This is a genomic window from Paenibacillus sp. 1781tsa1 (assembly GCF_024159265.1).
Lineage (GTDB): Bacteria > Bacillota > Bacilli > Paenibacillales > Paenibacillaceae > Paenibacillus.
Genome location: NZ_JAMYWY010000001.1, coordinates 2,208,502 through 2,233,999, shown reverse-complemented (window position 1 = coordinate 2,233,999; position 25,498 = coordinate 2,208,502). Strand labels below are relative to the sequence as shown.

General features: G+C 46.9%; 25 protein-coding genes. 8 read left to right on the top strand and 17 right to left on the bottom strand.

The features are described 5' to 3' along the window. Positions 1–13: 13 nt before the first annotated feature. Genes NKT06_RS10065 through NKT06_RS10055 form a run of 3 tightly spaced genes read right to left on the bottom strand, consistent with a single transcriptional unit; the run spans position 14 to position 3,145 of the window. A complete protein-coding gene (locus NKT06_RS10065; protein ID WP_253433291.1) occupies positions 14–1,069 on the bottom strand; it encodes an ABC transporter substrate-binding protein in 1,056 nt (351 codons plus the stop codon). Positions 1,070–1,080: 11 nt separating this feature from the next. Then, positions 1,081–2,529, bottom strand: coding sequence for an aryl-sulfate sulfotransferase (locus NKT06_RS10060; protein ID WP_253433288.1), 1,449 nt, complete (start codon positions 2,527–2,529; stop codon positions 1,081–1,083). Positions 2,530–2,587: 58 nt separating this feature from the next. Further along, complete coding sequence (locus NKT06_RS10055) at positions 2,588–3,145, bottom strand: MarR family winged helix-turn-helix transcriptional regulator (RefSeq protein WP_253433285.1); 558 nt, start codon at positions 3,143–3,145, stop codon at positions 2,588–2,590. Between the two features lie 385 nt (positions 3,146–3,530). On the opposite strand from NKT06_RS10055, the gene NKT06_RS10050 reads away from it, so the two are divergent. Next, entirely contained in the window at positions 3,531–3,938 is a 408-nt protein-coding gene (locus NKT06_RS10050; RefSeq protein WP_253433282.1) for a hypothetical protein, read from the top strand. A 120-nt stretch (positions 3,939–4,058) separates the two neighbouring features. Here NKT06_RS10050 and NKT06_RS10045 read toward each other — a convergent pair whose 3' ends face one another. The 6 genes from NKT06_RS10045 to hemE form a co-directional block, all read right to left on the bottom strand. Next, entirely contained in the window at positions 4,059–4,691 is a 633-nt protein-coding gene (locus NKT06_RS10045) for a fumarylacetoacetate hydrolase family protein (protein ID WP_253433278.1), read from the bottom strand. Positions 4,692–4,737: 46 nt separating this feature from the next. After that, a complete protein-coding gene (locus NKT06_RS10040) occupies positions 4,738–5,490 on the bottom strand; it encodes a glycerophosphodiester phosphodiesterase (protein ID WP_253433275.1) in 753 nt (250 codons plus the stop codon). Positions 5,491–5,514: 24 nt separating this feature from the next. Beyond that, a complete protein-coding gene (locus tag NKT06_RS10035; RefSeq protein WP_253433273.1) occupies positions 5,515–6,930 on the bottom strand; it encodes a CapA family protein in 1,416 nt (471 codons plus the stop codon). 183 nt (positions 6,931–7,113) lie between these two features. Then, positions 7,114–8,538 (bottom strand): protoporphyrinogen oxidase, encoded by a 1,425-nt coding sequence (gene hemY / locus NKT06_RS10030; protein WP_253433270.1) that lies wholly within the window; start codon positions 8,536–8,538, stop codon positions 7,114–7,116. Continuing rightward, entirely contained in the window at positions 8,538–9,488 is a 951-nt protein-coding gene (gene hemH, locus NKT06_RS10025) for a ferrochelatase (RefSeq protein WP_253433266.1), read from the bottom strand. Before hemH ends, hemY begins: the two co-directional genes overlap by 1 nt. After that, positions 9,481–10,545, bottom strand: a complete 1,065-nt coding sequence (gene hemE, locus NKT06_RS10020) for a uroporphyrinogen decarboxylase (protein WP_253433263.1) — start codon at positions 10,543–10,545, stop codon at positions 9,481–9,483. Before hemE ends, hemH begins: the two co-directional genes overlap by 8 nt. Positions 10,546–10,749: 204 nt before the next feature. On the opposite strand from hemE, the gene NKT06_RS10015 reads away from it, so the two are divergent. Then, positions 10,750–11,961, top strand: a complete 1,212-nt coding sequence (locus NKT06_RS10015; protein WP_253433260.1) for an MFS transporter — start codon at positions 10,750–10,752, stop codon at positions 11,959–11,961. Positions 11,962–12,067: 106 nt separating this feature from the next. Here NKT06_RS10015 and NKT06_RS10010 read toward each other — a convergent pair whose 3' ends face one another. Further along, the gene (locus NKT06_RS10010; RefSeq protein ID WP_253433257.1) at positions 12,068–13,270 is read right to left on the bottom strand and encodes a cytochrome P450; all 1,203 of its coding nucleotides are present in this window, start codon (positions 13,268–13,270) and stop codon (positions 12,068–12,070) included. 485 nt (positions 13,271–13,755) lie between these two features. Between NKT06_RS10010 and NKT06_RS10005 the strand changes: the two genes are divergently transcribed. Next, a complete protein-coding gene (locus NKT06_RS10005; protein ID WP_253433254.1) occupies positions 13,756–14,964 on the top strand; it encodes an asparaginase in 1,209 nt (402 codons plus the stop codon). A gap of 241 nt (positions 14,965–15,205) precedes the next feature. Here the strand turns inward: NKT06_RS10005 and NKT06_RS10000 are convergent, their stop codons facing one another. Next, a complete protein-coding gene (locus NKT06_RS10000; RefSeq protein WP_253433250.1) occupies positions 15,206–15,838 on the bottom strand; it encodes an O-methyltransferase in 633 nt (210 codons plus the stop codon). 238 nt (positions 15,839–16,076) lie between these two features. Here NKT06_RS10000 and NKT06_RS09995 point away from each other — a divergent pair, with 238 nt between their 5' ends. The 4 genes from NKT06_RS09995 to NKT06_RS09980 all read left to right on the top strand — a co-directional run bounded on the left by NKT06_RS09995 (position 16,077) and on the right by NKT06_RS09980 (position 20,767). After that, positions 16,077–17,231: a THUMP domain-containing class I SAM-dependent RNA methyltransferase gene (locus NKT06_RS09995; protein WP_253442469.1), complete on the top strand. Its 1,155-nt coding sequence runs from the start codon at positions 16,077–16,079 to the stop codon at positions 17,229–17,231. Between the two features lie 216 nt (positions 17,232–17,447). Next, positions 17,448–19,448: an LTA synthase family protein gene (locus NKT06_RS09990; RefSeq protein ID WP_253433246.1), complete on the top strand. Its 2,001-nt coding sequence runs from the start codon at positions 17,448–17,450 to the stop codon at positions 19,446–19,448. 74 nt (positions 19,449–19,522) lie between these two features. Then, a complete protein-coding gene (locus tag NKT06_RS09985; protein ID WP_253433243.1) occupies positions 19,523–19,951 on the top strand; it encodes a cytidine deaminase in 429 nt (142 codons plus the stop codon). Between the two features lie 81 nt (positions 19,952–20,032). Continuing rightward, positions 20,033–20,767 (top strand): DsbA family oxidoreductase, encoded by a 735-nt coding sequence (locus NKT06_RS09980; RefSeq protein WP_253433239.1) that lies wholly within the window; start codon positions 20,033–20,035, stop codon positions 20,765–20,767. A gap of 342 nt (positions 20,768–21,109) precedes the next feature. Here NKT06_RS09980 and NKT06_RS09975 read toward each other — a convergent pair whose 3' ends face one another. Further along, positions 21,110–21,940 (bottom strand): aldo/keto reductase, encoded by an 831-nt coding sequence (locus NKT06_RS09975; RefSeq protein ID WP_253433236.1) that lies wholly within the window; start codon positions 21,938–21,940, stop codon positions 21,110–21,112. A 174-nt stretch (positions 21,941–22,114) separates the two neighbouring features. Further along, a complete protein-coding gene (locus NKT06_RS09970) occupies positions 22,115–22,396 on the bottom strand; it encodes a hypothetical protein (protein ID WP_253433233.1) in 282 nt (93 codons plus the stop codon). 150 nt (positions 22,397–22,546) lie between these two features. Here NKT06_RS09970 and NKT06_RS09965 point away from each other — a divergent pair, with 150 nt between their 5' ends. Further along, entirely contained in the window at positions 22,547–22,945 is a 399-nt protein-coding gene (locus NKT06_RS09965) for a hypothetical protein (protein ID WP_253433230.1), read from the top strand. A gap of 111 nt (positions 22,946–23,056) precedes the next feature. Here NKT06_RS09965 and NKT06_RS09960 read toward each other — a convergent pair whose 3' ends face one another. The 4 genes from NKT06_RS09960 to NKT06_RS09945 form a co-directional block, all read right to left on the bottom strand. Further along, the gene (locus NKT06_RS09960; RefSeq protein WP_017689421.1) at positions 23,057–23,278 is read right to left on the bottom strand and encodes a YuzB family protein; all 222 of its coding nucleotides are present in this window, start codon (positions 23,276–23,278) and stop codon (positions 23,057–23,059) included. A 21-nt stretch (positions 23,279–23,299) separates the two neighbouring features. Beyond that, entirely contained in the window at positions 23,300–23,602 is a 303-nt protein-coding gene (locus tag NKT06_RS09955) for a heme biosynthesis protein HemY (protein ID WP_036670085.1), read from the bottom strand. A gap of 141 nt (positions 23,603–23,743) precedes the next feature. After that, a complete protein-coding gene (locus NKT06_RS09950) occupies positions 23,744–24,001 on the bottom strand; it encodes a hypothetical protein (RefSeq protein WP_017689423.1) in 258 nt (85 codons plus the stop codon). A 192-nt stretch (positions 24,002–24,193) separates the two neighbouring features. Continuing rightward, positions 24,194–25,405 (bottom strand): M14 family zinc carboxypeptidase, encoded by a 1,212-nt coding sequence (locus tag NKT06_RS09945; protein WP_483311568.1) that lies wholly within the window; start codon positions 25,403–25,405, stop codon positions 24,194–24,196. Between the last annotated feature and the right edge of the window lie 93 nt (positions 25,406–25,498).

The window sequence follows — 25,498 nt, the reverse complement described above, 5'->3', positions numbered from 1 at the left end:
ATTTGAATATGAATTATTTGCTATACGTCACTTTTTCCGGCAGAGCCTGCTGGAGAGAAGTCAGATTGAGTTTGGTGTCGAGATCAAAATCCTGTTCAATGATTCCGGTGTCCACCATATATTGCTTCTGACCTGCCAAACTATCATAAGCGGCCTGTGTAAATCCAACTTCCCATGGATTAATCGGAAGATCTTTCAACGTGGCATCTTTAGGCTGTTTGGTCTCTTGATACATCAGATCCGCAACTTCTTCAGGATGCGCTTGGGCATACGTGGATGCCTCATCCAGCGCCGCAAGGAAGTCACTTATCTTTTCGGGGTTCGCCTGGATGAATTCATTACTTGATACCAGTCCCATACCAAGGCGTATAGGCGTCTGAGACATATCCGTCAGCTGATGTACTCCTTCGAGTGCATCGAATTTATCAGTTAACGCGGAACCTATGACCCAAGCGGCATCAAGGTCTCCCTGTTTCAGTGCGATGTAGGCTTCATCAAAAGCCCCCTGACCAATTTGCGTCACATCACTCAGCGCCACCCCCTGATCTTTCAAATATTCATCCCATAGATACGGAATAAATGTGCCTCGAATGAAACTCACTTTCTTACCCTTCAAATCTGCTCCACTCTGGATATCCTCCCTTGCATACAGCTTCCAGGCGGCTGCCGCTTCATCCGTAGTCTGGCCTGCAGAAGCGATAACTGAATATTCACCTTTAGCCAGAGCGTTTAATACAGGGAAATCCGCCCCGTACGCAATATCTACCTGTTTGATAAATAATGCATTTACACCCTCTGCCGGCGAGCCAAACGTAATACTCTCTGCGTCAATGCCCCTTTTTTCAAAGAAACCTTTGGCAATGGCTACCCTGAACGTTGGGTTGGTACTTGTATCTGCGATTCGAATTTTTACAATTTCGGCATGTTTACCCGAAGCGTCTTTGGTTCCGGACCCTGCTGCGCTTGAACTGCATCCGGATAATAGAAGTGCTGTAGCCAGAAATAATATCAATACGCCGGTAATTATGGATGGTTTTCTCACAATATACACCCCATTCGATCTATTCATGTTCTTGACGCCTAACCGCCGGACTTACCTTCATCCGACGTTGCCACACAGGCTGCACCCTCCACAAATGGAAGAGTTGTTTCCACACTCACGATGGATGCAGAACCTTTGGGTGCTGCTCCCGGCACCCTGTAGTTGGAGACATCAATGGCTTCGATCGCAATCTCCTGCGGTTTCTCTAACTGTGGAACCCACTGATAAGGAACTCGATACGAACGATAGACCATATTGGTATTCCGCCCATCTGTGTACGGGGAGACATACTCCCAGACCAGCTCATGCTCCGCTGTCACTTCGAACAATCTGCCATTGGAACCTTCGGTTATCAGGGTGTTGCCGTTAGGTAAACGCTGGGCGGAACTGATGTATGGGCTATAAAATTTATAAGAATCCGTCGGAACCGAGAAACCTGCTTCTGCCGAGGTATACTGCCAGACAATCTCCAGGGTGACCGGGTTAATCTCCAGTACACGGGAGTGATCCCGGATCGCATGTTTTAATCCAAATGGAGAAGCCGGATTTGGGAGGCCATAACCTGCCCAGCCGCCATTGTCGAATACAAGCAAGTTCCCTTCTCCAGGAAGGCCCTGAGGAATGATATGTGCATGATGCTGCCCGATAATTGTGCCGATGTGTTTCACTTCAGGTGAAGTATAGTCTGGCCCTAATCTCCACACGATCTTTCCGCTCTGTCTGTCTGTAATTGCGATTATATTGGCTTCTCTTGCATCCCAGATAATATTGTCGGGGTGAAACCGTTCGTCTCCGTCTTCATAGAAGCAGTTGGGTCCAACATAAGAAGCAGAATTAATATGTAACCAGTCACCGACACCACCACCCAAATGACCGAAAGAACGTGTATTCGGATCACGAAACAGAACATTTCGAGCCGCTTCATCAAAACCTAATTCTTCAAAGTGCTCGTTAGGCAGCCATTCCCAAAGTACCTTCCCCTCCCAATCCACTTCAATAATGGCGTCATCAAGCAAGGGCTTATCTGAAATTTGCGGGTTACTCACATTTTTGTGAGCCAGAATAAGGGTTTTGCCACTCTTCGTCTTCGGTGCAAGCCCAGGTGCGTAGTACCCTACCGGATTACCCTCACGCTGATAATCATGATGCTGGCGGGCATACCATAGTGGCTCATACCCCGGATCTTCAATATGTTCGTAGCTATTGTATTTCCATACAATGTTGCCGTCCCAATCCACCTGAACCAGATCGACATTATCCTGAATACCGAACTTCGGATCTCTCCGGCCTGTGCTGCCCAGCACGTAGCCGCCAGGTAATATTTTAGCCGGAAAACCTAACAATCCTTTCCACAGGTGAACCTCCTTGCCATTCATATCGATCAACACTACGCCTTCCTCACCTGCCTGATAAACGGTATAACCGCCCCAAGCTTTGTCCGGATTGTATAGCGTCGCTCCAGTTGGATATATTGTTGAGTGTCCCATTGATCATCTCTCCCTAGAATGTTTGTGGTATATCAAATGTCCTTACTGTGACCCAACCTCAATAACTGAGATAGTTCCTCTTCCCGGTATTTTCCCGTTGCTTCTGCTCAAGGTCACTTGTGGAGGACCGATCATGTTCTTGTATCCCGTTGCTCTCCGCCAATTCCAGCACCGTGTCCGAGAATCCCTCCAGATTCGCTACTACCCGCTCGTAGAATTGACTTTGCTGCTCCAGTTCCTCACTCGTAAACCCCTCAAACAGAAGCGTGATACATCGGGCACCGATGTTGCTGTTTCTCGCATACATCTCCCGCCCGCTGGATGTGATGTCCAGTAAAACCGTCCGGCGGTCGTCTTCCTTTCGCCTGCGGATGGTGAGTCCCTTTTTCTCCAACTTATCGGTCAGAGCTGTAATGGCACCTGATGTAAAGTCCAGTTGTTCCGCCAAATCTCCAAGCCGCTGTTCTCCCTCACGAATGATCTTGTGCAGGATAAGCATGCCTGGCAGGCTGATGCCTTCTACAGAGATACGATCCCGCTCTTTGACGAATCGTCTGACCATTTTGCGAAATAACCAATCCGTCCGCTCCAACGCTTCCCAGTCTCTATCACTCAATTCATAACCTCCTTGATCGTCTGAAACCTCAACAGCACACGAAAAAAGGCCCCCGTGGACATTCCATAGTGGAGTAGTCCCGGGAGCCTTTGGTGGTCCAATCAGCTCGATATATTTTCACAATTCAAATTATTTCACTGTTCATTTAATGAGTATTAAAATAATTGAGATTATCATATAACCAACTAACCCAACCTGTCAAGTGTGAATTATATTAGTTATCTTTTTTACGGTCATTCTCCGTCGGGTTGAAATTACTTATCCTGTTTTAAGTTTCACTTCAGGTTTCCCGTTTACACTATTCCCAGATCGATATATCAGCAAATACATCTATGACAAGTTACGATTCAGTTCGTACTCAACTACAGAAATGAGGATTATGCATATGAACATGAAAAGAGTCATTATTATAGGCACCATGATTGTCACCATGTCCTTCGCCGGAACAGCATGGGGCCAATCCTCCATCTCCCCCATACCTACTGCTAAATGGTCCATCGTTGACCTGGATACTCGTGAGGAAAGCTGTGACGAGCTGCTCAGCGCTCTGAATCAGCCTTCAGAAGAGCATCTGTATCAGGAGCTGTACAACGGCAAATCGCTGAGAATGATTACGGAAGAAAACAACGGGGACTTGGATGAAGTGATTGCTATACAAGTAAGACAGCTCAGAGAGCAGTTGGATGAGCGACTCGCAAGTGGAAGTATCCGTTCGAAGCAACACGCTGCACAACAAGCTGAACTGGAGGCGTTGGTCACGCAGAGCGCAAATACAGCTTATAAGCTTACGTGATTAGCGACCTATCCGTACGATGAAAATATGAAGTTGCTATTAAAAACATGGCAAAAAGGAGCGTATGCACGCCCCTTTCTTGTACCCTATTTCTTCTCAAGCAGGTAGGATGTGTAATCCTTACTGCGCTGCCCCAATCGTGCATGTACCCAAGGATTCGCCGTCCCATGTCAGTTCGAGCACATCTCCTGCTTGAGTTGGTCCAACACCTTCCGGTGTTCCTGTAAAAATGACATCTCCCGGCCCCAGGCCGTAATGGTGACCTACATAATCGACAATATCCTGTAAACTGAAGATCATGTTACGAATATTACCACGCTGGACTTCCTCACCGTTTTTAGTCAACGTAAAGTCTTTCTCCAGCAGTGCTGCCGCCCCCGGGAACGCCTGAAATGCAGTAACCGGAGCCGAATTTTTGAATCCTTTCGCCGCTGTCCAAGGGTGGCCCTTTTTCTTAATCACGGACTGTACGTCACGTAACGTAAAATCAATACCAAACGCATACGCATCCACCAGCTCATCTACCGCCATACCCGGCTCATAACTCCGGCCGATCTGAACAACCAATTCAGCTTCATAGTGAACTTCACCCTTGGTAGCAGGCAATTCAAGCGTTTCACCAATCAGGGGCACGACTGCATGAGAAGGTTTCATAAAGATCATTGGTTCATCCGGAACCGCGTTGCCCAATTCTTCCGCGTGAAGTTTATAATTGCGTCCTACACAGTATACATTGCGAATGTTAGTCAACATGGGTATATTACCACCTTTATTGGATTCAATAGTGCATTTAGGGTAATTACGGTCTGAAGAATCGGCTGCTCGTCTCCTGAAATGCCAGCTCCCATACATCAGGACGGTTCGTACATAACATGAGCTCTGGATCAACTGCGGCCAGTTTCTTCATAATGGTCTTGTCATCGACTGTCCAAGCCATCACCCGAATGCCTGCACTCCGCATCTCGTTCATTAAGGATTTGTCTACATTGGTGTATCCAATCGAGAGGAATGTACAATTCATCTGCTGCAGGGCGGTTAACAAATCACCTGGTCGTGCATCGATAATCAGCCCCGTCTGGATCTCCGGTGCAAGTTTCTTCACTTCGATCAGAGCGGCTGGTTCAAATGAGGTGATCACAACATCATTTTGCATATGTCTTTTTCTCACTTCATGTATAACAGCCGCAGGCAGACCCGGGTACATGTCTCCCTGCGTTTTCAGTTCAATGTTCAGACGTACTCTGCCGCACGAGCGATCTAACAATTCACTTAGCGCTGGAATCCGTTCGCCCTTGTAAGACTTGTTTTTCCATGCTCCCGCATCCAGACGTTGCAGATCAGCCCAATCGGTTTCCCGAACCAGGCCCTTGCCATTCGTCGTACGATCCACTGTAAAATCATGAATGATCACTGGCACACCATCACGCGACAACTGCACATCCAGCTCCATCCACTGAACTTCAGGCCGTTCCATGGCCATTAGAAACGCAGCCATCGTATTCTCTGGTGCAATAGAAGAAAATCCACGGTGCGCTACACATAGGTTGTTCATTCGATTCCCTCCTCAAAAAGGTTATTAATTAGGCGAAGCGACTCCATTTCCATCATATCGAATGCCTGGGGAGAGCTTTGCCATCTGTTGTAACAGCAGTTTGTTTGCCTCATCGATCATCGGAATGGCCTGACCGAGCCCGGCCTCATAAGGGATGACTCTCATGCTGCAAGCTGCATCAGGACTACAGCGTGCCTGAAATACCGCTGTTTTCCATGTCTCTTCGGTTGTTGATCTGGAGAAAATGAAATTCCCCGTACTGTATGCAATCCATTTCCCCTTATAGTACTCCAACCCTTGCAACACATGAGGATGACCACCTATGACCAGATCCGCGCCGGCATCTACAAATTCATGAGCCAATCGGGTCTGATCACTGTTCGGAGTACTTACACGTTCCTCTCCCCAGTGTGCAACCACGATCACCAGATCAGCCTTCTTACGAGCCTCCTGGATCGCTTTGACTGCTCCTGTGGAATCATAGGCTTCAGCAACGCCAGCCCGATTGCCCTCAGCCTTCCAACTCGTTTCTGGTACAACTCGGGAGAACCCAAGCAATGCAATCTTCATGCCTTTGCGTTCCAGATACGCTGGTGCATAGGCTTCATCCCTGTTCATACCAGCCCCGGTGTGAGCTATGCCATATTCCTTGAGATAGGTTAACGTATCTACCAAACCCTCTACACCCTGATCCAGAATATGATTGTTAGCCAAATTGACAGCATCAAAACCCGCAGAGGCCATTGCCGCCAATGCTTTGGGCGAAGATTTGTATACATATGTTTTGTCAGCTGCACCAGTACCACCTTGGGTTATCGGAGTCTCCAAGTTGCCGATGGTAAGATCATCATCCTTGAATAATCTGCCGAGTTTGGCAAAGGGATAATCATAACCGTTCTTATCCAGCAGTTCAGCAACTTTGCCCGAAAATTGAATATCGCCCACAAAATTAATGGTGACATCCTTCGCTGAATTGGAAGGTTTCGACGTCCCTGATTCGGTATCCACACCTGCATTTCCCTTGGTGCCGGACGGAGTCGAATCTGTAGCAGGTTTTTTCGTTCCGGATTCGGCTTTCCCATTATTGGTATTGCCTGAAGTATCAGGTTTCGCTACGCCAGATGGCTCACCTGCATCTGCTGTTGTTTCTTCATTCGTTGCTTCGGGTTCTTCTTCCGGAGTCTGATCAGTCTCCTCCGAGTCTGGAGAACTTACCTGATCCCCGCCTTTGGCATCGTCTCCAATGGAAGGCTGATCCTGATCAACCATTTCTTGCTTCACCGGCGGGTCTGCCTGTTGCTGACGTGTATTAATGACATAAAAAATGCCTACCAGACCAATTGCCATGATCAATACAAGATTAACTGTCCAGATGATTCTATCGCGGGTGCGCTTTCTTTTTTTTCTCTCTGCACTTCGATCTGATCTTGGGGGATACATAAGCAACTCCTCTTCTTCTTCACAGCCATACATACCATTATATCAGGCATATTCTGGATTTCCATCATTCCTTGGAACTGTATCGATTGAAAGGGTATTAACTCGGTTAGCTTCTAGATCTTCACATAAAAAAGCCATCTCTCCAGTAGATAATTCTACGGTGAGACAGCTCTCTTGCTGTACTTAATCTGCTGCAAGCTCTTGTGTTGCCAGGATAGACATTTCCTTCGCTTGTCTGATGCAATCAGGCAAGCCTACACCCTCATAACCTGCACCTGCAATGTACACACCCGGTAACTTGCTGCCAAGCTCCTCACGAAGGGCGGCAATATGTTGGAGGTGTCCCACCGGATACTGAGGCATGGATTTACGAAGCCTTGTAATCTCGGAGAAGATCGGCACTGCTTCGATACCCATCGTCTCTCTCAGATCTTTGAGAACCAGATCCGTCAGCGCTTCGTCTGGAAGCTCTACGTTCTGTTCGTCACCGGAGCGACCGACATAACAGCGGAGCAGTACTTTATCGTCCGGGCTGGTATGCAGCCATTTCGTCGATGTCCACGTGCAAGCCGTAATATTCCGACCCTCTTTCCGTGGAACAAGGAAACCCGACCCGTCAAATACATGCTCCACCTCTTTTTTCTCAAAAGCGAGCACTACATTGGCCACAGATACATAGTTAATCGCATCCAGTGCCGCTGTGTCCACATGAGGCTTCAACAGATCTGACGCGACATATGTCGGCACAGTAACTACTACATCATCAGCTTCAAGCATTTCACCATTTTCCAGCTCAACATGATATCTGGTCTGCGTTCCATCAAGACGTTGCAGTGACTTCACGGCGGTGTTCAGACGTTGATCCACATCCTGCAACTCATGGACGAGTGCATGAACAAGGCTCTGCAGTCCCTGACGAAAGTTCAGAAAAGCGCTCCGTTTGGTTCCGGTATGCGTCTCAGCCGGTTTACGACCTGTCATCATGCCCCGAATCAAGCTGCCGTATTCGCGCTCTACTTCGCCGAACTGCGGGAAGGTAGCCTGAAGGCTTAATCTCCGCATATCACCTGCATAGATTCCCGCGAGCAGTGGTTCCGTCAAGTTCTCCAGCACTTCCGCTCCAAGACGGCGTTCAATCATATAACCAAGCGATTCATCCTCTGTTGTACGACGCGGCGGGATGACAAAATCCATCAACGCCCGCAGTTTGCCTGCCGGAGAGACCAGACCACTTCTCAAGAATGGTCTTAGTTCTGTCGGAATACCGAGAACAAGTCCTGCTGGCATAGGATGAAGCTTGCCACGCTGCATGATATACGTTTTCTTCGACTCCGGATTCTGACTGACCAGTTCATGATCGATCTCCAATTCTTTAGCCAGGTCAATCATGGCTGTTTTGCGAGCCAGGAAAGAATCCGGCCCCTTTTCAATCACAAATCCATCCCGGTGCAGTGTTTCAATCATGCCTCCCATGGACGAGCTTTTCTCGACCAAAGTAATCACGGGTTCAACTCCCGCTTCCCGGTAATGCTTGCGGATATAAAATGCCGCGCTGAGGCCGGTGAGGCCACCGCCGACGACAACAACACGGCGTTTCTTATCACCCATTACTCATCCGACCCTTGCTGCCATTGGCTTATAATAACGTCGCTTAACGTCTCCATGTATAGAGGATCGCTATTGAGAGAATCAATACGCATCAGGCGCATATCAATTTCTTTGGCAATCGATTTGGCCTCAATATCGAGATCATAGAGTACTTCGAGATGATCCGAGACAAACCCGATTGGTGCAACAAGTACATCCTCTACCTGTTCACGCGAAAGTTCCTGTAACGTATCCAGAATATCCGGTCCGAGCCAAGGCTCAGCTGTTCGTCCGGCACTTTGCCACGTAAATTGCCAATTGGTTATTCCTACGCGTGAGGCAATCACTTCCGAAGTCTCCAGCAGTTGTTGCGGGTATGGATCACCCATCTCCACAATACGTGCCGGCAGGCTGTGAGCACTGAACAACACCTTCACATCTCCGCGTTTTGCTCCAGCTTCCTCAAACGCATCCAACTTGGCACTGACACGCGTGGACAACGCCTGAATTAATTTTGGATGCAGATGATAACTCTCAATAAAGGACATGTGAATGCCCAGTTCTTCTGCTTTTTCACGCGCACGTTTGATATAACTGCCTACACTCATTGTGGAGAAATGAGGAGCCAGTACAATACCAATCGCTGTCTGAATTCCATCCTTCGCCATCTGTTCCACGCCGTCCTCAATAAACGGATAGGCATGCTTCAGTCCTTGATAACAACGGAATTCTACATCAACGCCACGCTCATCGCGGTTTAAAGTCTCCTGAAGAGCCTTGACCTGATTGTCCGTGTTCTCACGAAGCGGGAATACACCGCCAACAATGGCTTCATATCGATCCGTCAGTTCCTTCAACTGCTCCGGTTCAGGCGGACGTCCTCTGCGGATATGTGTGTAATATGCTTCAACACTTTCCATATTTTCCGGTGTACCATATGACATCACCAGTACACCTACAGTATTAGTCATTAGTTATCGTCACCCCTGTCTTTAATGCTTCAGCAGAATACTCATGAATATAAGCCGTTAATTCTCTGAGCTTCTCAAGGGAAGCTTCGGGGAATAGTCCGTGCCCCAGGTTGAAAATATACCCCGGCTCCTTGATTCCTTCGTCAATAATCAATTTGGCTTGTTCCTTGATCAGTTCCATCGGTGCAGTCAGCAAATAAGGGTCCAGATTTCCTTGTACGGCAAATTTGCCACCAAGACGTTGACGCCCTTCCGAAATCGATACTCTCCAGTCCAATCCAATCACATTGGCTTGCAGATTATGCAGCGCTGGCAACAATTCGCCCGAGGCGACACCAGGGAAATAAATCTTCGGTACATTCAAATCCGATAATTCGGTAAAGATACGGGTAATCGTAGGCAACACATATGTTCTGAAGTCTTTGGGAGAAAGTGCTCCAACCCAGCTGTCAAACAACTGGAATGCCTTACCGCCATTCGCAATATGCGCACGGACATATGTAATAACCATATCACCAAGCTTCTGCATCAGCTTATGCCACACCTCAGGCTCGCTGTACATCATCGTTTTGGTGCGGATATAACCTTTCGAAGGTCGGCCTTCGATCAGATAACTCGCAATCGTGAAAGGTGCGCCTGCAAACGTAATCAAAGGCACGTCAAGCTCCTTATCCAGAATTCGAATGGTCTCCAGAATATGTGACAGATCTCCTTCTACGTCGATGGGGCGCAGCCGATCCACATCTGCAGCTGAACGAATCGGATTATCAATGACCGGTCCAATATTTTTTACAATGTCAAAATCAATACCCAATGAGGCAACCGGATTCATAATATCGGAATACAAAATAGCCGCATCTACACCAAGTTTGCGTACCGGCATGAGTGTAACTTCAGCCGCCAGCTCGGGTTGTTTGCAGATTTCTAGCAAGGAGTACTTTTCTTTAATTTTGCGATATTCAGGATCGTAACGTCCAGCTTGACGCATGTACCATACCGGGACACGGTCTACCTGTTGTTTGAAACTCGCCCGAATCAGTCGATCATTATAGCTCATGTAAGAAGCCTCCAATAGTTTTTGGACTCATAATTACCATTATGCCCTTTTTAAACAGCTGTAACAACCACATGCGGATGCGTTCTACGTGACAATACTATGACATTCCTTACACCCATCCCCCATATGCCAATTATGTTATAATGAAAAAATGGTGTTTTTTTGAGAGTTACAGAAATATCTTTGAAAGGAAGTGAAAGCACTTTGAAAACATGGAAAGTAAACCTCATTGTGCTTTGGTTCGGACAATTTTTGGTCAACTCGGGCATGACCATGATTACCCCATTTTTGTCTCTTTATCTCGCAAGGGATCTGGGCGTTGTTGGCGAACATGAAATTGGCATTTGGGCAGGATTTATTTTTGCAGCCAATTTCCTAACCTCATTTTTGTTCCAACCGCTCTGGGGCAAGTTATCAGACAAGTATGGCCGAAAAGTTATGCTGCTGCGTTCGGGATTCGGGATGGCCATTGTAATTGCCCTTATGGGTCTGGCTCAGAACCCCTGGCAGCTTCTCTTATTGCGTTTGCTTAACGGTACAATCTCCGGTTTTAATCCTGCAGCTGTTGCGCTGATATCGGGTACCACTCCGAAAGACCGCATGGGTTTTGCCATGGGAATCAGTCAGTCCGGGCAGGTTGCCGGCACAATCCTGGGTCCACTCATTGGCGGTTTGCTAGCTGATGCAGTAGGCTTCCGCCCCATTTTCTACATTACAGGCGGACTGATCTTTGTTGCTTCCATGCTCGCCATGTTCCTGGTGAGAGAGAAATTCGACCGTCAAGAAGCAGCCAAACTGCCGGCACAATCCGTATTGTCCGGTCTGAAGGAATTGAACAAGTCACCTCAACTTCCTGCACTGTTTGCTGTGACGTTTCTGTTGCAGTTTGCAATGATTAGTCCCATGTCACTCTTGCCGCTGTATGTACAAAAATTGCATGCTTCGGATGTAAATGTGGCCTTCTGGGCAGGACTTGTCGGTGCAGTTACGGGACTATCCAATATGGCCATGTCTCCTGTTCTCGGGAAGCTGAGTGACCGGATTGGTCCTCACAAGGTGCTGACGTTCTCCCTCATAGGAACAGGACTCATGCTTATTCCGCAGGCATTTGTTCAGACTGTGTGGCAGCTCATTCTTGTTCGATTCATGATGGGTGTGTTCATGGGTGGCCTGCTTCCGAGCGTCAATGCCTTGATCCGTTCCTATACAGCAGATAGCATGATTAGCCGTGCATTCAGTTTTAATACGAGCACCCTTGCGTTAGGCAACATGCTCGGAGCGATCATTGGAGGTTTTATGGCAGGATTCATCGGAATCGAAGGTCTGTTTATCGTCTCTGGCGGACTGCTGCTGCTTAATATGGTTTGGGTCAGATTCAAATTGTATAACAAACCTGCTTCTACTCGGGAATCCTGATTTCCTATCCATTTCTTAACTAGTCCATCTTACTGTTCTATTAGAAAAAGCCGCTTCCAGCGCCTAATTGGCCTGAGAGCGGCTTTTGTCATTCATGAGCCATTCATTATTTATTTATTAGACTGAAGTGTATCGGATAATGTTTCACACCAAACACAAAGGCACTTTGTATCGGTTCCAGGACTGTTCCCGGCACAAGCTGAATATGTTCCATGTGCTGAAGCAATGTATGAAGAACGACCCTTGCCTCCAAACGAGCGAGTGGTGCACCCAGACAAAAATGAATGCCAAAACCAAATCCCATATGTCTGTTCGGCTTGCGATCAGAGATGAATTCTTCCGGGATTTCGAACTGGGCACTGTCCCGATTGGCTGCTCCAACCCAGGAAATCACCTGCTCTCCAGCTTGAATCGTCTGACCATTCAACTCTACAGTTTCCTTGGCAACCCGCCCAATTGCGACAATCGGCGGATAATATCGCAGCGTCTCTTCAATCGCAGAAGTAATCCGATCAGGATGTTCGCGCAACTCCTGCTGTAGCTCAGGTTGTTCAGATAGGATACGAACCGCATTGGTAATCAGGTTGGTTGTTGTTTCATTACCGGCTGCAAGCAAGAGAATACAGAAGCCTACCACCTCATCTGCAGTCAATTTCTGATCATCAATCTCCGCAGCAAGCAGTAACGAGATCAGATCATTCTTCGGCTGCAACCGACGTTCTTCCATAATGCCAGTGAAATAGATGTGCAACTCCTGCATATTTCTTTTTTTCTCTTCCAATAACTCCTGAAAAGCCTGCTCGCTATCATCACGTGCGCCTTTCACCAACACATCAGACCAGTCTTTGAACTTTTGTCGATCCGCCGCAGGGACTCCGATCAATTCCGCAATTACAATGACGGGCAATGGGGTTGCAAGGTCATCAATAAGTTCCATCTGTCCTTCTGACAGGTGTGGAGCAATTAACTCATCTGTAATTTCCTGAATACGTGGAGCCAGCGCTTCGATTGCCTTGGGCGTAAACGCCTGGTTCACCAGATCACGTAGCTGTTTGTGTTTCGGAGGGTCTGTTGTCAACATGCTCGTATTGGCACGATCACGTGCAGAAGAGAACAGTTTCGGATTTTTCAATACGTACTTCACATCTTCATAACCAAAAACATCCCAACATTCTCGATGCTCATCATATCGGACTGGAGTGTTATCACGAAGTTCTGCATACACCTTGAAGGGAGATAACCTCTCTTCCAAAGTCTCCAGTTCCCGAATCGGAATGTAATTCGCATACTTTCTCGGTGCCTGTTTCATCGTTTCTCCTCCAATCAATATTATATATTTATTTACATATGTTTATCACCTCTATTATAAACATAATGCCATAACGAAACCAATCTTTAGACCGTAATTGAGCCCCATGACCTAGTAAGTGCTACTACCTTCCTCTCATTCTGTTGCCTACCTCTGATATGAGTTCCAATTCGACAATCTTTTATTAAAACACTCGTTTTATCAGGACAAAAGACTCATTATGTAATATTAACTAACACTAAAAACACTTATTTATCTTAATTACCACTATAATCAGCTCTCTTTTAACTCTAATAGAATGAATATTCTTTCATTTTTCCTTATAAACAATCATTTTACTCTCATTATCTATGAATGTAACCGATTACTCTACCACATTCTTTTGTTGTCATATTACTTAACATGAAATACAATCAATTTGAAATGGTATACATATTCTTCTTAACAAACTTAACATCACACTTACTTGAAGGAGAGTGCTATTCATGAGTAAAACATCCAATCTTCGTCCCTGGGCCGTATGGAGTACCGCAGCTTTAACAGCTTTAACGATTTCGTTGTCCCCCATCGGTACCTATGCTGCACACGCAGCTACAGAGGTAAAAGGTACAACAGGCGCTGTTCAGACAGCAACCACTACGCCAGCTCGCAATACATCCATTCCTGCAATACCCGACTCTTCCAAACAATCCGCACTTCCTAATGTATTGGTAATCGGGACTGGCGGAACGATTGCCGGACAATCCGAGGATGCCACCAGCTTCCAGAATTATAAGGCAGGTACGCTTCCCATCGGAGAGATGGTAGACGCCTTACCGGATAAACAGAAGATTGCTGATGTTAGCACACTCCAATTCGGAAACTCAGGTTCAGGTTCCTATAGCATGGCCGACCTCTATGACTTGTCGCAGACGGTAGATAAAGCTCTTGCAATATATGACAGTGTTGTTGTAACCACGGGTACAGATACCATGGAGGAAATCGCTTATTTCCTCGATATGACGGTTCAGAGTGACAAACCGGTCGTGATTACAGGCTCCATGCGTCCATGGACTGTCATCGGCTCTGATGCTCAAGCGAATCTGTACAACGCAATCAAGCTTGCAGGCAGTGGTCGTACCACTTCATTCGGCACTGTACTCATGTTGAATGACACAATCCAGCTTGCTCGTGGCGTAACCAAGACGAATGATTATCGGACAGATACATTTGAAACCCCAATGCTCGGCGCTGTAGGATATATCGATGAAGAAAACATTCGAATCTATCGTGCCCCTGCACGTGCGTTGAAACCTGAAGGCACATTGAAGCCCGTATTTGATCTAAGTAAAATCACAAAAGCAGATCTGGCCAAAGTTGAAATTGCAATCTCGTATCAAGAAGCTGGAGGCGGAGCGATCGAAGGATTCGTGAGTAGCGGCGCCAAAGGCATCGTGACTTCCGGTACCGGAGCCGGCGGCATCTCCAGAGCGATGGGACAAGCGCGTACCAAAGCCATCGAAGAAGGTGTCATTTTCGTGACCACCACTCGGACGGGTTCAGGAAGTGTGTACGGCGGCGGCAAAGGTATCATTGCAGGCGATAATCTGAGTCCACAACAAGCTCGTGTATTATTGATGCTGGGCTTGTCCTTCAGTGATGATTTTGACACCATCAAAAAATGGTTTGAAACGTACGGAACACCTGAAGTATAACTAAAACTACTGCAACGATATCTGTAAATACAAAGAAAGAGACGACACATTTTCTGTCCTTCAAAATGTTGTCGTCTCTTTCTTTGTATGCTCAGAAAAATCAAGAAAACCAGGATTGCAATGAGCAGAATATACACGGCAAAATTAAAAACGGCTAAAAAACTCCGATCACGATCCCCCTCACAACATAAAAGCGTGAGATCGTGTTCCATCGGAGTTTTTATTCAGGAATTTTTGACTTTTACTTCACCCAGGCAAGTACGAGCCCATCGTAGTCCGGCAACATCGTCGTCACCAGACGCGGGTCACTTGCCATCTGTTCATTGAAGCGACGAACAGCAAGCACAGCCGGACCTTGCTTGTCCGGATTTAGTGTACGACCACGCAGGAAACAATTATCACCTACAATGACAGCACCTGGCCGGGCCAGCTTAATGGCATAGTCAAGATATACCGGATAATTCTCCTTATCTGCATCTATAAAGAAGAAATCGAATGTACGTCCTTCCTGCTCCAATTGCTCCAGGCTGTCTGCCGCCGGGCCAATCCGGTACTCCACCTTTTCGCCAAATCCGCCTTCTTCCAGATGTCCACGCGCCATTGCCGCATATTCCTCTTTCAGTTCCAGCGAAGTCAGGGTTCCACTCTCACGCAATCCACGTGCAATGCAGATCCCACTGTAACCGCCCAGCACGCCGATTTCGAGCGCAGCTTCTGCTTTGGATGTCTTGGCTAGAAACGTGAGCAATCGTCCATACGCAGCAGCCACCGAAACTTCCGGCATACCGTTCGAACGGATAGCTTCTTTCACTTTCAGCAAAAGGTCATCTTCTTGAAATAATTGATTTACATATTCATCAGGGGTCAGATTCACCACTAAAATCCTCCTTGGACACTTGGACTGCTTTCCATATGGATGCCAATGTTCTATAATAAATGTTTGTTATCAACACAGGCGGTTGACTGGTGCATCACTTCGAAAGAGGAATGCATACGTTCACCGCATTTCTCATTGTAAGTTTTTTCACGGAAAGCGGCAAGGCCGCACCGTTACTATACAGCAGAGAGAAGGATATCCTTCTCCAGCTTGAAATGGAGTTGAAATGAATCACATGGCTCAATTGCAATTGATTGCAACCTCGGCGATGGGACTCGAGGCTGTTGTCGCCCGGGAACTGAAGCAACTGGGGTATGAAGATGTTACGATCGACAACGGACGGGTTTTCTTCACAGGAGATTATATTGATATTTGCCGTTGTAATCTGTGGCTGAGAAGTTCAGACCGCGTATTGGTGAAAATGGGTGAATTCCCTGCCACGACATTTGACGAATTGTTTGAAGGCACCAAAGCACTTCCATGGGAAGAGTGGATTCCAGCCGACGGCGAATTCCCTGTAGAAGGTCGCTCTCAAAAATCCCAGTTAAGCAGTGTGCCTGCATCACAAGGGATCGTGAAGAAAGCAATCGTAGAGAAACTGAAGTTGACCTATGACACAGAGTGGTTCCCCGAAGATGGGTCTCGTTATGTGATTGAAGTTATTTTGCTGAATGATCGCGCCCTGCTTACGTTGGATACGACCGGACCAGGCTTGCACAAACGGGGTTATCGTAAACTCGTTACTGAAGCACCACTCAAAGAAACCCTTGCTGCAGCTCTGATTCAGCTCAGTCGCTGGAATGTTTCCCGTCCCTTCTACGATCCATGCTGTGGATCAGGTACAATGCTGATCGAAGCCGCTATGATCGGCTGGAACATTGCACCAGGACTTCGTCGGACCTTCAACTCTGAGGACTGGGCTGTCATTCCTGAAGAATTGTGGGAACAGGCGCGCGAAGAAGCATTCGATGCTGTACGTGACGATGTCCCGTTACAAATTTCAGGTAGCGATATTGATCCGGAAGCGATTGAAGTTGCTATGGCAGCGATCAAAAGTGCTGGTTTTGCCAAAGATATTGAAGTCAGCGTCCTGCCCGCTCATCGCGCAAGACCACAGGGTGAATATGGTGTCATCATTACCAATCCCCCATATGGTGAACGTTTGAGTGAAGAAAAAGAAGTTCAGAAGTTGCTCCGCTCACTGGGGCGCAGTTACCTCGACATGCCGACATGGTCCTTTTTTGCAATCACATCGACCAAAGCTTTCGAGGAGTATTTCGGTCACAAGGCAGACAAACGGCGCAAGTTGTTCAACGGACGAATTGAAACCCAGTACTATCAGTATTTGGGCCCATTGCCCCCACGAAATAAAGCACCACAATCTTTATAATTGTTCCAAATATAAAGTGCTTCTGCCATCCATGGCCGGGGCGCTTTTTTTGTGCGCTTTTCTGGTCAAATGAATTCTCCTTCATCCACCTTTAATTGACCAGGAATAGATTCTACCAGAGGCATAGTTGAAAACCCATGAGGCCACGCTATAATGGATGGAGCTCTATTTTACATTCCGATTACAAAACAACAAAAAACAAAGGGGACATAGATTATGGTTGTCACTCGGCCTACGCGCAGCTCCATGCCACGCGGGCTTCTGAATCATCCACTAACGTTATATCTTATTTTTCTTGTGTTCATGCTGCTCAAACTCATGTGGCTTCATCACAATCTGCACGCCTATAACATTACGATGGGACTTCTGGATAAGGTTATTGCCATTGGATCATTGCTCCTCCTGTCCTTCTGGACCTGGTGGTTGCCTCGCAGAGGCATGATCCTATCTCTGGTCGTGCTTAACCTGCTGCTTACCGCACTAATCTACGCCGATATGGTGTATTATCGCTATTTCCAGGATTTCTTGACCATCCCGGTATTGTTGCAAGCCAGACAAGTTGACGCATTGGGGGACAGCATCGCTACATTGATCTTCCCAAGCGATTTCTGGTTTTTTGCCGATTGGCTTGTCGTCATACCTTTCGCAGCGATTGTATTGTTCAGCAGACGTTACCGTTCAAAGCACTCCAGTGCATCGGTTCAAGGTTATGGAAGTTATTCGTTCAACGATCGCAAGGGGCAGATGCGCCGCCGACTTACTGCTGGCAGCATTGCCCTTGTGCTAGGGCTGGGACTCGCTGTTGGCCCGATTTATTTTTACAGCAAAACATGGGCCAAGGGCCTGTTCGATAACAACTGGTGGAATGTATCCATGTACAATGTGACCGGACTCCTCGCTTTTCACGGTTATGATCTGTACAACTACGCCAAAGACAACATCGGCTCCGGGCCAGAAGCTGAACCCGCTGATGTTGAACAGGCAAAGGCGTTCTTCGCTGAAAGGCAGCAAAACGCTCCGCAAAATGATGCTTTGTTCGGTAAATACAAGGACAGCAATGTCATCATTGTCCAGGGTGAGGCCTTTATGAACTTCATGATTGGCCAGAGTATTGGCGGTCAGGAGATCACACCCCATTTTAATGAACTGATGAAAGAAAGTCAGTATTACAGTCACTTTTACCACCAGACCGGTCAGGGCAGAACGTCAGATGCCGATTTTGGAGCAAATATTTCCCTACATCCACTTCCGGTTGGTTCAGCCTTTGTACGGTATGCAGACCATACGTATGATTCCCTCCCTTCCATTCTGAAGGATAACGGGTATAGCACCAACGTATTTCATGCTTATGAGAGCGGCTTCTGGAATCGGTATACGATGTATCAGAACATGAAGTATGACAAGTTTTATAGTAAAAATGATTTTGCACAGGATGACCCGCTTGGCTGGTCCCTGTCTGATGAATCCTTTTTCCGGCAATCCGTTGAGAAAATGAGCAGTGAGATTACCGAACCGTTCTATTCGTTCCTCATTACACTCAGCAGTCACCATCCGTATGCATTGCCGAAAGAGAAACAACAGCTGGATGTAGGCGAGTTTCAGGGAACCATGTTCGGTAACTATCTGCAATCCGTACATTACGTGGATTCTGCACTGGGCAAAATGGTGGAGGATTTGAAAAGTCGGGGACTATGGGAAAATACCATTTTTATGTTTTACGGAGACCATGACAACTCAATCAAAGAACAATCGCAATACGAGCAGTTCCTGGGACGCTCCCTGAACGATCTGGATATGGCACAGATCATGAACGAGGTTCCCCTGCTGGTGCATTTACCGGATGGGGCAGCGGCTGGAACCATCGACGAACCTTCGGGACAACTGGACATCACGCCATCCGTGCTGCATCTGCTCGGGGTGTCCGACCAGTCCTATTATCATATGGGTAACGACGTATATGACGGGTCTGCACGTACGGTTGTGCTGCGTAATGGCGCATTCTCGGATGGTTCTGTATTCTATATTCCATCGGATGATTATATCTACGAGAGCGGCGCTTGTTATGACCTGTCCACACGTGACAAAACAGATATCAACACTTGCCGTCCCGCTCATGATGAAGCAACCAAGCGCTTACACGTCTCGGACACGGTGATTACCTATGATTTGATTCAGCGCTTTCGAGAGGAAGACAGTGGAGCAGCAGCATTGCAATGAGCAAAATCATAATGACAGGCACAACAAATACACGAAATGAATTGAATTGGATTTAAAAGGGGAACTCTCATTACATGACAACACACACTGAACCACTCAATATAGAACAGAAATTGTTCGATGCAGCTGCAAAATTTGTGAAACAACGTTATCCTCAGGGATGGGGCGGCGCGGGTGCTGTCTATACCGAAGCTGGCTCCCTGCTGATTAGTGTAGCTCCAGAGGTCATTAACGATGCCACGCATCTGTGTATGGAAACAGGAGCTTATCTGGAAGCCCACAAATTGAACGAACGCGTCACCCACTCCCTCTGTATCGCTCGTGATGATGAGCATTCAGAATTCAAGGTCCTCACACCTTGCGGCGTATGTCAGGAACGATTGTTTTATTGGGGTGAAGAAGTCAAAGCTGCCGTATACGACCCTGAAGGTCAGCTGGTCTTCAAGAGACTGGATGAGCTCCAACCTTATCATTGGTCCAAAGCATATCGGGATAAATCGTAATCTTCTTGCGAATTATAGAAAGTGGCTTTATAATTGTAACTATAATAGTTTCAACTAAAGAATAATGGAGGTTTTAACATCATGAATATTGAGATATGGTCAGATTTTCTGTGCCCATTCTGTTATATCGGCAAACGCCGCCTGGAGAATGTATTGCAACAGTTTCCACACCGTGATGAAGTGAAGCTGCAATTCAAAAGCTTCGAGCTTGATCCAAACGCTGCATTGAACCCAGGCAAAACCAATACGGAATATCTTGCTTCCAAATATAATATGAGCGTGGAACAGGCCAAAGGCATGAATGCTCAGATGAATGCCAATGCTCGCACGGCAGGACTGGAATACAATATTGATGCCATGATCCCTACGAACTCCTTCTCCGCACACCGATTGACACACTGGGCGGATACACAAGGCAAAGCGCTTGAACTGAGTGAGCGCATATTCCAAGCTGTGTTCATTGAAGGTAAACACTCCGGTGATCCTGAAGTGTTGGCTCAGTTGGCAGAGGAAGTAGGGTTGGATCGAGATGCAGCTACGGCAGTGCTGTCGAGCGATCAATTTACTGACAATGTCCGCGCTGACCAAGCGGAAGGCGAACAACTAGGCATCCGCGGCGTACCGTTCTTCGTATTCGACCGCAAGTTTGCCGTGTCAGGCGCTCAGCCGGACGAGGTGTTCCTGGACGCCATTCAGAAAGCATGGGACGAACGTTCCCCGTTCACCATGGTTGAGTCCAATACAATAGATGCTGACGGCAGCGGTGTCTGCACAGATGACGGATGCGCAGTGCCACCATCCGATTCGAATAAATAATACAAAAGCAGCAGGATCAGGGGATACCTCCCGATCCTGCTGCTTTTTTATATGCTTCTTAATTACCCACCAAATCTAAAGATGGATTTATAATTTTCACGATAACGGAGTGGGCAGAAAAAAGCTGGAGAAGCGGAGCGCTCGCATTTATCACCGGATTTCTCCCTTGATAGTAATTTCAAAATAAATCTGGGGATAACGGCGATCGAAAGATTGTTCTGCACACGCAGTGTCTTAGTGTGACCGATTATGCTTACATCTTAAACCCACGAAGAATGATTCCGCAACCGGAACAACCACAAGTAGTTCATCAAACACTTATATTCAATTATCGCCTACCACTTAATCCCAAAACAGTTGATCCGGATGTGGACCCGTCCGCTTATTCGAATCCAGCGCATCAATTTGTCTCAACTCGTCCGGTGTCAATTCAAAGTCAAAGATGTCCGCATTCTCACGAATTCGGTCCGGGGTAACCGACTTCGGAATCGTTACAATCTGATTCTGAATGTCCCAGCGCAGAATGATCTGTGCTGGCGTTTTCCCATATTTCTGGGCCAATGCTTTGAGGGTGGACTCTTGGTTCAGCTTGCCTTTCATGATCGGGCTCCAAGCCTCCAGTTGAATCCCCTGCGCCCCACAGAAATCCTGCAATTCCTGTTGAATCAGACCCGGATGCAATTCCACCTGATTCACTGCTGGCACCGTGCCGCCTTCATCTATGATATCTTGCAGATGATGTACTTGGAAATTGCTCACACCAATTGCGCGAATACTTCCTTCGCTATATAGACGTTCGAACGCTCTCCACGTCTCCTTATACTGGTCTCTGCCAGGCCAGTGAATTAAGTATAGATCAATCACATTCAGTCCAAGTGCCTTCTGACTGGCTTCAAATGCTCTCAGCGTTGAATCAAATCCCTGATTCTCGTTCCAGAGCTTGGTTGTCACAAACAGTTCGTTACGGGCAACACCACTGCTTGCAATAGCTTGTCCCACTTCTTCTTCATTTCCATAGATGGACGCGGTATCAATACTGCGATATCCAACCTCCAAAGCGGTCTCAACCGCCTGTTGTACTTCCTTACCTTTTGCTTTATATGTTCCAAATCCTAGCCATGGCATCGTTACTCCGTTGTTCAGAATCGTACAATCTGTAATATGTTTTGTCATTCTGTACCTCCCGTATGGAATTTTGCCTGCTCTCGTTCTATTAACCTTCTCACAGAATTTTAAGCGACCATTCGACATACTGTTGGAGTAAACCCATGGATCGAGAGTCGTTGCAAAAGATATAAAAAACCCGCAAAGCATTGCTGCCCTGCGGGTTCTGATGTGACAGGAACGTTATAAATTCCCTTGACCGTGCTGACTCTGGATTGAATTCAATCTTCTCTTCTCCTCGATGAACATCTCTTCTGCCAACTCAACGCCTTGTCCTCCGAGCGAAAGCTCTGCTTGACGCATTGCCTGCTCCGTATGTGCCAGACGACGTTCCGCCTGTACTATGGTTTGTGCTGTCGGGTGTGACAGGGCCTGAGATACAGCATAATGAAGCTTGTTCACCGCATTTTGCGCCTGAGATGCGGTGGTATCGGCTTGCAAACTGGAATCATAACGCTTCGGCATGAGTATTCCTCCTTGGGATTATCATGTTCCTGTTACCCCTTTAGGATGGATAGCACAAGCCTTCCTTATTCTTCTTTTGTGATTTTATCGTAACTTTAATTGATTTCGCTACGTTTATTAGGTAAACATGCTGAGTCGGGAGGAATTCATTTGAAGAAAATATTACTGACACTCTGTATGTTGCCCTTGCTCATTTGGGTACAAGGTTGTACTCCTGCAACATACGAGATAGAAGGATATACAGAATCATCCATTAACCCCGATATCCCGGTTCCAAGCAATGCGAAGCTCATTAGAATCATAACTGATTCAGGCAATCGAAACATTAAAGAAGGCGTGATGTATGAATTGAAACATATTGGAGGAGAGCAAGGACTATACCCGCCAATGGATTATTTTCAGAAGTTAGCGGATACAGGCTGGGACGAATTGGAGGAAGAACGAATGGGGCATGTACATTTTCTGAAAAAGGATAATACGGTCATTGCTATTGAAATTAGAGAAGATACCTTCAAAATTTATGAAATGATTAAGGGCACTGTATTCTAACACAACTTTTGTTCACTACTACCCAAACGCAAAAAAGGAGAGGCTCGTAGCCCCTCCTTTCCGGTGTGTGGACAGTTTTTCCCCATTCACCTTATTATATCCTTATATCCTTTACTTAACGAACTTCGCAACTTTGGCGAGCACTTCTTCTTCAGTCGGCGCACTGATATACCGACCATTAATAAAGACAAATGCACGTTTCGCGCAAGGACCGCAATAGGATTTGCACCCAATCTTGATCTCCGTGTCTGGAGCCATTTTTTGTAGCTTGGGCACAATCGATTTCAGTCGAACATGATTACACTTTTCGCATACACGGATATCGTTAGCCATGAGTTCCCCTTCTTCGCGCCCTTAGTGGTCGCCGTGATTGCCTTGGGACGGATTCGTAATAACAAATCCCTCTTCCGGGAAGTAGAGGTAGTCAATTTTAACACCGTTCAACAAAGGCTGATCATTCGCGAGAATGACATCAATCTCTTTATCGGTAGATACAACCGTATCATTTTCTTTTGGTGTGTCGAGATCAAGCCCGTAGTGAGCATGGTCACCATGTGCATGTGTGATGACAACGCGCAGTTTTTTTCCTTCGTTCTCCGGCTTGTCCAATTCAAGCTTCAATACTTTAGCAGCATTACGCGTAATTTTGCAGTTCATTCTCTTCATCTCCTATATTGTAATTGCTGGGTTCAACAATTTCAGCATTCTTAAACTACAGCATCTATTGTAAAGAAAGTTACCGCTCTTCGCAATAACATTGATGCGAATTCAATGTTAAAATGATCCATGGGCTGCAAATTAAGAAGGTGCGCCCTCCTGAAGCACAGGATATTTACGTTCTGCCCGGCTCACAAACCAGTTCATCAGAATCAAAGTGACCCCGATATCATCAATGGGCATAAACGGCATCACGTCAGGAAGCACCCAGTACAACAGCGCCGGAATAATAAACAACAGCTTTTCTCCCAAAGGAATCTGCGGAGCCCGGAGCAGCCGGGGGAGCCTTTTGAAAACTTGTGTCCATCGTTTGAACGACAGCAGTCTTCTCCACTTCATGCGAATCCCTCCGTATAATAATATATATCGCCAAACGGTACATCCATCATTACCCGTTCGAAAACCATCCAGAACGAATGACATAATAATCCACTATAAAAAAATAAAAACGGAACGTCGCTCATAGTGTCCGTTCCTGTTATACGAATGATCTACTGTTAAGTTTCACACCTTCATCTTCGGGGTCTTGCCTCATTGTCCATTGGATAACAGTTCAGCCAGCAACATTCCCACTTCTATACAGATATCATCGAACTGTTCTACGGGAAGCGGATTAACACCCAATCCAACTTCCACTGTGAAGCCCGGCTTACCAAAAGCTTGGATAAACCAGTCTTTGTATCCGGCATCACTGCCACCGAGCTTCACCGCTTTGTAACCCGAAGCTTTGGCGAGTCTACGCGACAGCGGTGCACTCTCTCTAGGTTCCAGATCACGGTAGTTCCAATAGATTTCCTGTCCTTGACTATGCAGGGATACAACCGCCTCGAATGTGTGTTGCTTCGTCCACTGCGCAAGCGCCTGTGCCTCCGGTTCGGTCAATGGAGCTGTCCCTGCATAATCCCTGGGACCAGGTGAGATCACACCTCTTCTCGCTACCTCTTCATCCCAATGAGCGGGAAATTGATCATTCAGATCCACACCTCTGATGTTGGCCTTCCAATGGGTGAAATTTGATCTACCAGCATTCCAGGCTAACAACTGCTGTGCATGTGGGTGGTGATTGACTACACCTTCCTGAACCAGTTCGACACCGTCCGGATTAACCATCGGCACTGCCCAGAGTGACGTCTCTTGCATCCAGCGTTCTGTCTGGTATTGATGCCATGTCCCATGTGTACCATACGCTTCGGCATACTCTTCGATAAACTTCATCAGAACCGCCGATGTCAGCCACTCATTGGCATGAACAGAAGCGTTAACATGGATATGTCTCGGTCCTTGCCCAATACGTAAATAAGGCAGTGACTTCCCCATGACACTTGTTCCAATGGACCCCGTTTCCATAAACGGGTATTGATGCTCCAGCTTGTCTATATCCTTGATTAATTCTCTATATCCATACTCTCCCTGAATCTTTACAATAGTTTTTCCATTCGAAGCCGGAATATGAATACAGCGACCAACCCAGTCGGTAATATTGGTGATTTCGGGATTGGCCTGGCGCAACGCTTCTTCCTCCAGACCAAATCTCCCTGCAATCTCTCCTACACTTTCTCCAGGCGGTACAGCATATCTGCGACCTGTCCCGGGGACAATACGCAGCATCTGACCTGCCAGCAAGTAAGGCTGGGCGGCTGCTTCCGGGTTCAGTGCGGCAAGTAACTCCCTGGTCATATGGTGTGCTGACGCAATTCGCGGCAGTGTATCTCCCCGCTGAACGATGATCCATTGCAGTTCCATGTTGCTCTCCTTTCCACAGGAAAAGACAGGTCTCCTGTCCGGTTCTCACCAACTTCGTCTATGTAACATATGTATGCAGGTCGGGTTGTCCGT

Coding starts and splice junctions, on each gene's coding strand:
- NKT06_RS09990 (WP_253433246.1), top strand. CDS start 17,448: ATGGTTGTCACTCGGCCTACGCGCAGCTCCATGCCACGCGGGCTTCTG.
- NKT06_RS10050 (WP_253433282.1), top strand. CDS start 3,531: ATGAACATGAAAAGAGTCATTATTATAGGCACCATGATTGTCACCATG.
- NKT06_RS10045 (WP_253433278.1), bottom strand. CDS start 4,691: ATGTTGACTAACATTCGCAATGTATACTGTGTAGGACGCAATTATAAA.
- hemH (WP_253433266.1), bottom strand. CDS start 9,488: ATGACTAATACTGTAGGTGTACTGGTGATGTCATATGGTACACCGGAA.
- NKT06_RS09985 (WP_253433243.1), top strand. CDS start 19,523: ATGACAACACACACTGAACCACTCAATATAGAACAGAAATTGTTCGAT.
- NKT06_RS09975 (WP_253433236.1), bottom strand. CDS start 21,940: ATGACAAAACATATTACAGATTGTACGATTCTGAACAACGGAGTAACG.
- NKT06_RS09980 (WP_253433239.1), top strand. CDS start 20,033: ATGAATATTGAGATATGGTCAGATTTTCTGTGCCCATTCTGTTATATC.
- NKT06_RS09950 (WP_017689423.1), bottom strand. CDS start 24,001: ATGAAGTGGAGAAGACTGCTGTCGTTCAAACGATGGACACAAGTTTTC.
- NKT06_RS09955 (WP_036670085.1), bottom strand. CDS start 23,602: ATGAACTGCAAAATTACGCGTAATGCTGCTAAAGTATTGAAGCTTGAA.
- NKT06_RS10060 (WP_253433288.1), bottom strand. CDS start 2,529: ATGGGACACTCAACAATATATCCAACTGGAGCGACGCTATACAATCCG.
- hemE (WP_253433263.1), bottom strand. CDS start 10,545: ATGAGCTATAATGATCGACTGATTCGGGCGAGTTTCAAACAACAGGTA.
- NKT06_RS09995 (WP_253442469.1), top strand. CDS start 16,077: ATGGCTCAATTGCAATTGATTGCAACCTCGGCGATGGGACTCGAGGCT.
- NKT06_RS09960 (WP_017689421.1), bottom strand. CDS start 23,278: ATGGCTAACGATATCCGTGTATGCGAAAAGTGTAATCATGTTCGACTG.
- hemY (WP_253433270.1), bottom strand. CDS start 8,538: ATGGGTGATAAGAAACGCCGTGTTGTTGTCGTCGGCGGTGGCCTCACC.
- NKT06_RS10065 (WP_253433291.1), bottom strand. CDS start 1,069: ATGAATAGATCGAATGGGGTGTATATTGTGAGAAAACCATCCATAATT.
- NKT06_RS09970 (WP_253433233.1), bottom strand. CDS start 22,396: ATGCCGAAGCGTTATGATTCCAGTTTGCAAGCCGATACCACCGCATCT.
- NKT06_RS10035 (WP_253433273.1), bottom strand. CDS start 6,930: ATGTATCCCCCAAGATCAGATCGAAGTGCAGAGAGAAAAAAAAGAAAG.
- NKT06_RS10005 (WP_253433254.1), top strand. CDS start 13,756: ATGAGTAAAACATCCAATCTTCGTCCCTGGGCCGTATGGAGTACCGCA.
- NKT06_RS10010 (WP_253433257.1), bottom strand. CDS start 13,270: ATGAAACAGGCACCGAGAAAGTATGCGAATTACATTCCGATTCGGGAA.
- NKT06_RS10040 (WP_253433275.1), bottom strand. CDS start 5,490: ATGAACAACCTATGTGTAGCGCACCGTGGATTTTCTTCTATTGCACCA.
- NKT06_RS09945 (WP_483311568.1), bottom strand. CDS start 25,405: ATGGAACTGCAATGGATCATCGTTCAGCGGGGAGATACACTGCCGCGA.